5 protein-coding genes are annotated in these 11,109 nt (G+C 58.4%); all 5 read right to left on the minus strand.

What is annotated here, in order from left to right:
* Positions 1–292 precede the first annotated feature (292 nt).
* The 5 genes from ompC to ACA373_RS08110 all read right to left on the minus strand — a co-directional run bounded on the left by ompC (position 293) and on the right by ACA373_RS08110 (position 10,793).
* Positions 293–1,405 carry a porin OmpC gene (gene ompC / locus ACA373_RS08090; RefSeq protein WP_370734312.1) on the minus strand — a complete coding sequence of 371 codons (1,113 nt, stop codon included), beginning with the start codon at positions 1,403–1,405 and terminating at the stop codon, positions 293–295.
* 531 nt (positions 1,406–1,936) lie between these two features.
* On the minus strand, positions 1,937–3,106 hold the full coding sequence (locus tag ACA373_RS08095; RefSeq protein WP_253459854.1) for an HlyD family efflux transporter periplasmic adaptor subunit: 1,170 nt from the start codon (positions 3,104–3,106) through the stop codon (positions 1,937–1,939).
* Complete coding sequence (locus ACA373_RS08100; protein ID WP_301730493.1) at positions 3,103–5,253, minus strand: type I secretion system permease/ATPase; 2,151 nt, start codon at positions 5,251–5,253, stop codon at positions 3,103–3,105. Before ACA373_RS08100 ends, ACA373_RS08095 begins: the two co-directional genes overlap by 4 nt.
* 25 nt (positions 5,254–5,278) lie before the next feature.
* On the minus strand, positions 5,279–6,631 hold the full coding sequence (locus tag ACA373_RS08105; protein ID WP_253459848.1) for a TolC family outer membrane protein: 1,353 nt from the start codon (positions 6,629–6,631) through the stop codon (positions 5,279–5,281).
* Between the two features lie 73 nt (positions 6,632–6,704).
* On the minus strand, positions 6,705–10,793 hold the full coding sequence (locus tag ACA373_RS08110) for a BapA prefix-like domain-containing protein (protein ID WP_370734313.1): 4,089 nt from the start codon (positions 10,791–10,793) through the stop codon (positions 6,705–6,707).
* Positions 10,794–11,109 lie beyond the last annotated feature (316 nt).

Genomic DNA, 11,109 nt, shown 5'->3' on the forward strand with positions numbered 1-11,109 from the left:
CGCCGGACCAGGCGGGGTTGATCTTCTGACGGATGCTACTCAGTATACCCATTGAACCCACTTTACCGCGGCGCTTTGCCGCAATAATGGAGGTCTTTATGATCTACTTTCTGCTGCCTTTCGTCTGTCTCGCGCTGATTATCTTTTCAGGCTACAAGCATTACAAGCAGACGCATACCAGACAGCTCAATCGTCCACGTTTTCGCTGAGAAAGTGGTCAGGGAGGTACGCTAAGCGCAGGGAAACGGCGAAGAGTTAAGAAGCGGGAGCGCATGGCGCGCTCCCGCGTAAATCAGAACTGGTATACTAAGCCCAGCGCCACTACGTCATCGGTGTTGATGCCGGCAGCGTCGGTAAAGTTGTTGTCATCAAGCAGGTTGATCTGGTAGTCAACGTAGGTAGACATGTTTTTGTTAAAGTAGTAAGTCGCGCCTACATCCACATATTTTTTCAGGTTCTGCGTGCCGTATCCTTCGATATCGGAGCCGCGAGAGCTGACGAACGCCAGAGACGGACGCAGGCCGAAGTCGAACTGATACTGCGCCACCACTTCCCAGTTATCCGCCGTGTTGGCGTAACCGTAGATGCTGTCGTCGCTTCTGCTGTCGCCAAAGCGGGTTGCGTTGTAAGAACGGGTATACATCGCCGCCAGGTAGATGTTGTTAGCATCATATTTCAGACCGCCGGTATAGGCTGTTGCCTTGTCGCCGTTACCCAGAATGCCGTTGGTGTTATTGTTCTGTTCGTTGGTGCGGTCAGAGCTGAACATCGCCGCGCCGATACCGAAGCCGGAACCCAGATCGTAAGTGGTGGACAAACCCCAGCCGTCGCCGTTGCGCGCCAGCACGTCACGTCCGTCCAGCTCGGTGCCGCTGTTGTTTTTGCCCTGATACTGGATAGCGAAGTTCAGGCCTTCAACCGCACCGAAGAAATTATTGTTGCGGTAGGTCGCCAGGCCGCTGGAGCGCTGGAACATAAAGTTGTCCGCGCCGTAGGTGTCGCCGCCGAACTCCGGCAGCACGTCGGTCCATGCGCCGATATCGTAAGCCACGCCGTAATTACGACCATAGTCCAGAGAGCCCGCATCGCCGAATTTCAGACCGGCAAAGCCAACACGCGTGTAGCTGTCTGCGGTGCCTTCATTTTCCGTGGTGTTCAGCGCCGCCTGGTATTCCCACTGGCCGTAACCGGTCAGCTCGTTGCTGACTTGGGTTTCGCCCTTGAAGCCGAAGCGCAGATAAGACTGGTCGCCATCGGAGCCATCGTTATCAGAGAAATAGTGCAGGCCGTCTACTTTGCCAAACAGGTCGAGCTTGTTCCCGTCTTTATTGTAGATTTCTGCCGCGCCGGCAGAACCTGCGATCAGCATGGCCGGAACGACCAGGGAGAGAACGCGAAGTTTCATTTTGTATTACCCTCTTGTTATATGCCTTATTTACCACTGCGTGCTGAACGTCGAAAATTCAGTCGGCACCCTCATGGTAGAGCGCGGACAGTAATAATCTATAAAGAAAATGCTACTAAATTTCCGAATGTGTTTCATTTTGTAATTCAAATATTACAAAATGATAATAACCGGGAACTTTATGGCCGCACGCAGTGATAAAAAATAACGCACTTAATGTCAAGTAATAGCTAATCTTTGAAGATTCATATGGTTATGTAATGTTACTTGTGTGAGCACTGAATGATAAAAAGGCGTAGCATTTTGGTTTATAATAACCGGGCTATCATCATTTTATTTCATTATTACCTTCATTCACCCCGAATGTTTTGTTTTACCCTATTTTTCGGCCGAACCTTGTGTTCGGCTTTTTTTATGGCCGCTATCTGCAGAACGCCTCGCTGTTTCTACGGTTATAATTAAGGCCAAAAAAAACCGCTGAACGGCGAATGATAAAAGTTTATTTCATTCACTATTCAGCGGCGTAAGTAATTATCTTTCGCGCAGCGACTCTTTAACCTTATTCAGCGGCTTAACCAGGTAATCCATGACGGATTTCTGGCCGGTTTTAATTTCAACGTTTGCCACCATGCCGGGCACGATAGGGAATTTTCTGCCGGCCTTATTGACCAGCTCCGCTTTCTGCGTACGTACGTAAACGCGATAGTAATACTGGTCGCGTTTAACCTCGTCCTGCAGCGTATCCGGCGAAACCGTCTCCACTTCGCCATCCAGATTGCCGTAGATAGAAGAGTCGTAGGCGGTGATTTTGACCACCGCAGGCAAGCCCGGACGGATATAGGCGATATCGCGCGGGTTGATGCGGGTTTCAATCAGCAGCTGATCCTCCAGCGGAACAATCTCCATCAGCTTACCGCCCGGTTGCAGCACACCGCCGACGGTGGTGACCTGGATATCTTTGACGATGCCGCGCACCGGCGAATAGAGCGTGGCGCGCGTCAGCTGATCCTCTTTACCGGTCAGTACCTGGAGCTGAGCATCCAGATCGGCATTGTTTTTAACCTGTTCCTCGCGCGCGCGTACCGCGTAGTCATTTTTTGCCTCGTCGATCTTACCGCGCAGATCGCTAATCTGCCGACGCAGCCGGATCACCTCCACCTGCCCCGCCGCGCCTTTCGCCACCAGCGGCTCGGTCATGCGCAGCTCGTCCTGCACCAGCTTCATCGACTGGGTAAGGTTGCTGACCGTTTCCGTGAGGTTGCGCCGACGCGACTGGAAAAGCTGCGTCTCGCGCGCCACCAGCTCCGGCTCCTTGAGCGTTTCAGCGCTGAACGCCAGCGGCGCGCCGGTCAGTTCAGCACGCAGTCGTTCCGCCGAGGCGCGCAGCGTGCGGGCTTTAGCTGCCGCCTCGCCAAAATTGGACTGAAAGCGCGTGGGGTCGAGACGGCCCAGCACCTGGCCCTTTTCGACGATATCGCCTTCATGCACGTTCAGCTGATTGACGATGCCGCCGTCCAGGCTGTCGATAATCTGCGCGCGGCTGGACGGCGTGACTTTACCGGTGCCGACCGTGACCTCGTCCAGAATGGCGAAATGCGCCCAGACAAAAAAGATCACCAGCGCGGCGGTACAGAGCCAGATAATAGCCGAGGTGCGCTTTTCGTTACGTTTCAGGCTGCGGTCGATCAGTATCAGGCTCATGCTGCGTCCCCCTGTCCGCCGGTTTGCTTCGCCGTCTGCGCGGCGGCGGCGCGTAAAATGTCATCGCGCGGGCCGTCCGCCACGATGCGCCCGTTATCCATAACGATAATTCTGTCCACCAGCTTCAGCAGCGCCGGACGGTGCGTGACCAGCACCAGCGTGCGGCCCGACAGCCAGCCCTGCATCTGCCGGATCACATACTCTTCCAGCGCTTCATCCATCGAGGCGGTCGGCTCGTCCATCAGCACCACCTGCGGCTGCCGCAGGATCATGCGGCTGAGCATCACCATCTGCCGCTGCCCGCCGGACAGGCCACGCCCGCCCTCGTTGATAATACGGTCAAGGCTGGACGCATCCTGCTGCACCAGGCTCAGCGCGCCGCTGACCTTCAGGGCCTGGAGCATTTCCTGCTCGCTGGCGTGCGGATTGCCCAGCATCAGGTTTTGCCGCAGCGTGCCGAAAAACAGGCGCGAGTCCTGCGATAGCCAGCCCAGCTGACGACGCAGATCTACCGGATCGATGCGCTGAACGTCCACGCCGTCGACGATCACTTTGCCCTGCGTTGCCCGCGCCTGGCCGGCCAGCAGCTTCAGCAGCGTGGATTTCCCCGCGCCGACCTTACCGAGGATCGCCACGCGCTCGCCCGGCTTGATTTGCAGCTGGTTGATGGTCACCACGTTTTTGACGTTTTCCTCATCGTAGCTGTATTGCACGCCGCGCAGATCGTAATGGCCGGTCAGCGTCGGACAGTGCGCCATTTCGCCCTCTTCCGGCTGATCCAGCGGTTTTTTCAGCAGCTCATCCAGACCCGCCATCGCGGTTTTGGCATGTTGCCAGCGCGAAAACACCATGGTCAGCTGCATCAGCGGCGCGATAGTGCGCGACGAGAGCAGACTGCTGGCGACCAGCGTCCCGGTGGTGATATCGCCGTTCAGCACCAGGTAAACGCCGAACACCAACATGCTGGCATAGGTCAGCTGCTGCACCGTCGAGGCCCAGCCGGTCAGCCTCGCGCCCCACAGCCTTTGCTGCATGCCGATGGTGGCGCTGACCTCATGCGTCTGCTCCCACTGCCGCTGGAAATAGGGTTCCGCCTGTAAAGATTTGATATCTTCGATGCCTTCGATGGTTTCCACCAGCACCGCGTTGCGCAGCGCGCCCTCACGTAGCCCCTCTTTCGCCAGCTTCGCCATCGGGAACTGTACCAGCAGCCCCGGAATAACGATCAGCGGGATCGCCAGCAGCGGAATAATCACCAGCGGGCCGCCGATAAAGCCCATCAGGCATAAAAACAGGATCACAAAAGGCATATCCGCCGCCGCGCCAACGGTGGTCGAGGTCAGCAGCTCGCGAACCTGATCGATTTCACGCAGCTGCGAGATAAAAGACCCGGTGGATTTTGGCCGCGCTTCGTTGCGAATATTCATCGCACGCGCGAACAGCATGGAGGAAACTTTCAGATCGATGCGCTTTCCCATCAGATCCGAAACCTGGGTGCGCATCAAACGAATCACATATTCGATGGCGGCGGCAATCAGCACGCCGGCGAACAGTACCCACAGCGTCGGCTCCGACTGCGCCGGGATCACGCGGTCATAAACCTGCATGGAGAAAAGGATGCCGGCCAGCGCCAGCACGTTGCCGACCACCGAAGCCAGCGAAATCTCCATGATGCGGCGGCCCATGCCGCGAAAGTTTTCCCAGAACCAGTGCTTTTTGTACGGCTGCACAAATTCGTCGATGCGCGCGTCGCGTCCGCGCGCCGCCACGCCGACAATGCCGACCTGCTCCTGGCTTTGCGCCAGCAGCAGCGCCAGCTCGCTTTCCCGCACCACGTCGCCGCCGTCGCTCAGCCAGTAGCGCGCTTTGCCCTCCGTATCGATGGTTTCCACCACCACCACGCTGCCGTTTTCCATAATCAGCACCACCGGCGTCACCTCCTGCCGCCAGCGAATTTTATCGCGCGGCATCATGGTCAGATGCAGGCCCAGCAGGCCCGCCAGCCGTTCCAGCTGCTGCGCGGGCGTCAGATGCTCGAACCAGCGCATCTGCTGACGCAGCGTGGAGCCATCCGCCGGTTTGCCAAAGCGCGCCGCCACGCGCAGCATCGCGTCAATCCAGTTTTCAGTACTAGCGGTTTTGGTCATAAGTACGGCCTTATCTTGTTTGGCATCAGAGCGATGGCAGGGTTTGTCCGCTGGTGGCTTCACGATCGATGCCCATAATATCCAGCAGGTTGTCGACGGCGGAAGCGTAGCGCACGGTGGCGTCCCAGCCGTCGTAAAGCGCGGTCAGACGGCTGCTGTCAGCCTGAAAGACATCCTGCTCAACGCTCAGTAAATCGTTGAGGCTGCGCTTATTTAATTTGTATTCGTCGGCGTAAACCGAGCGGGTGTGAGCGGCGCTGCTCAGCTGCTGCTCGCCTGCCGTCTGGCGCTGCTGCGCGCCAATCATGTCGGCATAGGCGGTGGAGGCGCTCTGATTGATATCCAGCTTGGACTGTTCGACGGCGGCCTGGGCCGCTTCGCGGTCGCCTTCCGCCGCGCGGGTTCTGGCGTTGACCAGACCGCCCTGATAAAGCGGCGCTTCTACCTGAAGCTGTAGCTCATCGTCCCAATAGGATCGGGTGGCGTTTTCATAACGCGTGCGGCCCGCCTGCACTTTGATGGTCGGCCAGTGGTTAGAGGACGCCTGGCGAACGCGTTCGATCGCCGCTTCCTGTTTGGCCTGCGCGCTGCGCACCGCCGCGCTTTTTTCGTAGGCGATCCTGTCCAGCGTGATCTGCTGATTCAACAGCGACTGCGGCAGCTCCGGCAGCGCGCTGGGCACCACGCCGGTCAGCACCGTCAGCTGCGCCAGCGCAGAGCGTTCTGAAGCGCGGTACTGCTCCATCGTCGCGTGCATCCCGGCGATGCGGGTTTCCGCCTGTAGCACGTCCGACTGCGAGCTTAACCCCGCGTCGGCGCGCATATGGGCGATGTCCTTGACATGTTCCAGCGAGGCGACGTTGTTTTTGGCCGCCTCCACCAGCGCCCGGTAGCGTTTGACCTGCAAATAGGCCTGTAGCGTATCCTGCGCCACCGTGGTCATGGTGTCGTAAAGGGCGAAGCGATAGGCTTCAGAGAGGTGATGCTGTTCGTCAATAGCGCCGCCGGTGCGGCCAAAGTCATACAGCAGCTGGCTGAGGGTAATGCCGCCAGAGCCGTTGTTGTTGAGGCTGCCGGAGGAGTCGGTGGTGTGCGATCGTCCACCGGTCGCCGCCAGGGAAATTTGCGGATACCAGGCGCTTTCGGCGGCATCCAGATCGGCCTCGCCCACGCGGATTTGCGCGGCGGCCTCGGAGATTTTTGGGTTGCGGGCAAAGGCCCGGAGGATAGCTTCACGTAGCGTCAGCGTTGAGATTTGCTCCTCGGTGGGAGCGGCACGCCAGTTAAATTCCACTTTCTGCTGCTTTGCTGCCAGCGCATTCTGTCCCACGGTGCCGCACAGCGCGGCCAGGCACAAAGATACCCACACTTTCTTCATCCTGGTCCTCTCTTCCTTCTTCCTTTTTGGTGAAAAAACGGCCGGTGCGGCAACCCCGCGCCGGCCTGTTACGTCAGGCAGTCTGTACCTGTAGATTATGTTGAATTAAGACATCCGCCAGCGTGCCTTCATGGCTTGCGGAGGAATTGTGATAGAGATCAAACTGCTGACCGGCGATCGTCTGCATACCGGCCTCGTTCCAGACGCTGCCTTCGGCGGTGCTCAGCGTCACCGCGCTGCCGTCCGCGCCTTTGATGGTCAGCGCCTCGCTGGCGTTGTCGGTCAGCGCCAGCAGATCCTGTTGCCCCAGCGTAAGGCTGTTGCTGCCGGAGGTGCCGAGGTCGATCGTTTCAACGCTGCCAATCTTCAGGCCCAGCGAGGCGAAATCCAGCGCTTCGTGCGCGCCGTTCAGCACCAGCGTGTCGTGACCGGCGCCGCCGTTCAGATTGCTGAGCAGATTCAACGTGGAGAGCGTAAAGGTGTCATTGCCCTCGGTGCCAGCGGTGGGAGCAACGCTTTCGACGTGGCTGGCTACGGCCGGTTCGCCGCCGGTAGCGCCGCTTTCCGTTACGGCTGCCGCGCTGCTCTCGTGCGCATCCGTGGCGCTGGCGTGACTAACGTCATCCAGGGGATTAGCCTCCGCAAGCAGGCTAAACGTACTTTGATCGGCCGTTTCTACTGTGGCTGGCGCATCCGGCAGAGTGACGCTATCCCGCGTCTCATACCAATGGCCCGCCGCGTCCTGATAGGAGACGTAGAAGCCAGGCGTAGAAGAAATGGAGGTATATTCGCTTACCGGCACCTCGGAGGTGAAAGTGCCGTCCGCCGCCACGTTGATATCATAGTAATTAAGCAGCTCGCCGCCATAAAACGACAGCTTGTCTACGGGGAGCGGTTCGGTCACCGTGCCGCTGATAAGGTAGTAAGCATTATCGTCGTGATAAACAACATCTTCTGGCGTCAGCGCGTTAAACGTCAGCACGGGATCGCTACTGTGAAAATGCGACAGCAGCAGGACGTCGCGGCTGGCGCTGGCATTGCCGCCCGCGCTTTCAACGCTGACCTTAAGGTTATAGTAGCCGTCCGCCGTCGCCTCTATATCCGCTGAAGGGATCGTGGCCATCCAGTGATTGGCGTAGACATAGCCAGTATAGGTTTTGTCGGCCAGGGTAATGGTGACTTCGGTGTCCGTATGCAGACCCCAGCTGTCGCCGTGCAGCTGGACATCATTCTGATAGTTGGCGTAATCAACGATATCGTTGATTTCCACCGTATCCATGGTCAGCGTTGGCTGCACGTCCGCCGCATAAAGCTCCACGCTTAGCGACGCGCTGTGTTCATGCCCGGCCGACTCCTGCACGCTGGCGAGTATCGTGGTATTACCGGCGGTCAGCTGCTTAGCGTCGTTCTCGTACAGCCAGGTTGTCCATTCGCCGTTCTGCCCTACGATAACCGAGCCGAGTGCAAGCGAGCCGATGGACACGGTAACCCTGGCCCCCACCTCGCCGGTTCCCCTGATGGCGTAATCATCGGTAAGGGTGTTGAGATTGACGCGGTTGTCGTCGGAGAGGCTGTTAATGGTGACGGTCGGCGACGTGCTGCCGCTGTAAAAGTCCAGCGCCAGCGAACTGGAGCCGACGTTTTTCGCCATGTCCGAAATCGTGGCCTGTAGCGTGTAGTCGCCCGCGGTCAGCTGCTGCGCCTGCTGCGGCGTCAGCGCCGCCTGCCAGGTTCCGTCAAAGCCGACCGTGGTGTGCCAGGTCAGCGCGCCCAGCGTCAGGGTCAGCGCATCGCCCGCATCGCCCGTGCCGGTAAAGAGATAATTTTCGGCGATCTGGTTGAGATTGATGTGCGTCCCGTCAGCAGGGGTGTCGATAGCCGTTTGCGGCGTGCTGACGTCGGTAAAGAAGTAAGCCTGGGTGCTACCCGTTTCGCCTTCCGCGTTGCTGGCGGTCACGGTGATCCAGCGCTTGCCGGTATTAAATTCGCTGTGCAGCAGCGTTTCGGTATTCAGATCCAGACGCCAGTTCCCATCGTTGGTCACCGCGGCCTGGTAGTCCACGCCGTTGATATTCACCGTAACCGTCTGGCCGCTGCCGATCGCGCCGGTCGTGCCGACCAGGGCCTGACCGTCAAGCTTTTCACTGCGATTCAGCCAGCCATCGCCAAAAGGCGTATTGATAGTGGGATGCGGCACGGCGGTGGCGGCCAGCAGCACGCCGCTACTGTCTGCTTCAGGCTGGGCAGCGGGGATCGCCTGCCCGGCGGTCGCGGCTGCGGCTGCGGCGGCATCGTCGGCGGAAACACTGTCAACAGCCGCAGCGGGCGTCACCGCGCCGTTGTAAAACGTAATATCCTGCGTCTCCGTGCCAACGTTTTTCGCCGGATCGGTCACGCTGGCTTTCAGCGTATAGTTGCCCAATTGCAGCTGCTGCGCCTGCTGCGGCGTGATGTCTACCCGCCAGGTGCCGTCGAAGCCGACCAGCGTCTGCCAGGTCTGGGTGCCCAGCGTCAGCGTCAGTCCGTCGCCCGCATCGCCCGTGCCGGTAAAGGCCAGGCCGTTTTGCCGGGCGCTATTCAGGTTGATATCCGTGTTCGACAGCGTATCGACGCTGACATGCGGCGTACTGATATCGGTAAAGAAGTAGGCGCCGGTCTTCCCGCTTTCGCCTTCGGCATTAGTGGCGTAGACGTTAATCCAGTGCTTGCCGGTAGAGAAATCAGTGCCCATCAGCTGGGCGGAGGTCAGCGCCAGGCTCCATTTACCGTCGTCCGCCACCGTCGCCTGATAGCGGCTGCCGCTGATATTGATCGCTACCTGTTGACCGCTGCCCGTCACGCCCGTGGTGCCGCTCAGCGTTTCGCTATGGGTTTTCTCATCGTGATTCAGCCAGCCATCGCCGAAAGGTACGGCAATAGTTGGCTTCGGCGTAGCGGTCGCGCCGCCGCCCGTTTCCGGCGGCGTGGTGCCTGGGTTATCCGGCGGCGTACCGTCCGTTGGGTTTTCTACCGGCGGAACAGGAACCGGCACTTCCGCGCCACCGCCGCCCGTGCCGACCGGCGTCTCCAAATCGGTGGTAACATAAATCTGCTGCTCGAACCAGTTGCCCGCGCCGTCCTGCACGCCCAGCACCAGCGCGTTTTGCCCATGCTGAGTATGGATATCCTGGGAAGTGAGCTGCACGCTCCAGCTGCCGTCCGCATTCAGCGTGCCGGTACGATAGCTCTCGATCTCACCTTTAACGGCAAACATGGTCAGCGGAAAAGGCGTTTGCATCGTACCGGTCACGGTGTAGATCGGCTCGCCGTTTTGATAAGTCACGTCGGCCAGCGTCAGCTCATCGGTGGTGACCAGCGGGATGCTGCTGTTGTAGTGGCTGATAAGCAGCAGATCGCGCGTGGCGCTGACGCTGTTGCCGCTGGCGTCGGTGGCGCTGACGGAAAAGGTGTAGCTGCCGTCTTTGATCGCCGCCAGATCGCTGTCGCCAACCTGCACCGACCAGACGTTGTTATTGACGTAGCCGGACCAGGTTTTACCATCCAGCGTCAGCTCTACCCGCGTGCCGGAGGCCAGCTGCGTGCTGGTGCCGGTAATTTCGACGCCGTAAACGCCCTCTTTATAGTTAACCGCGTCATCGCCAGAAACCGGATTGATGGTCAGCGTCGGCAGTGTGGTCGAGGCTTCTGCGGTAACAGCGCTGGTGCCAGGCGTTGGCGAAGGCGTTGTGGGAGTGGTGGTGACGGCCGCTGCTACGCTATCAACAGGCACGGCCATATTGTTAACAATCAGCGTGGAATCCACTGTTTCGACGGCTGCCGGCACCGCAGCCAGCGTCGGCGTCAGTGTGACGGTTGTTTCAGCCTCATCTGCTTCGTTTGCGAACAGCGCCTGCTGCTGCGTAGCGCCATCCTGAAAAATCAGCTGGCTTTGCGATTGTGGATCGGTACTAAAAAACTGCTGAAAACGCGAGACGCCGCCATCCTGATGCAGGATCAAATCGCTGCCCTGCCTCTGCCAGGCAGAAACCTGAGAAGGCGCGCCCTGTAAGGTGACGATACTGGGTTCGCTGAGGGTGTAAGCCTGTGAATCGTTTTCGACGAGCAGTGTTTCACCGCTTGCCAGCGACACGATATTGACGCGGCCTGAGCCTGAATACGCCATAAAAATCCCCTTGTGCACCAGTTAAATGAGTAAAGTGACGCCGCGTAAAAGTAAAGATTTACTTTACTTAAAGCGGACATGCAGCGGCCAGCGCCTCAAAAAAGGTGCCAGGCCAGACCCGGTGCTTTCTGGATTTACAAAATAATCCACAACAAGGCTAATGGTAAAAAAAATTTCCAAAAAAAATGCTAACGACAAGGCGAGGATTTTATTTCGCCGGCAAAAAAAAACAGTACCACTCTTTGCCATAACCGAGATTCGGCCCGACTTACCACTTTTTACCTCAATAACTTATCGTCAAAAAAAGGCGAGCAGT

It is taken from the genome of Erwinia sp. STN24 (assembly GCF_041320675.1).
Lineage (GTDB): Bacteria > Pseudomonadota > Gammaproteobacteria > Enterobacterales > Enterobacteriaceae > Erwinia > Erwinia aeris.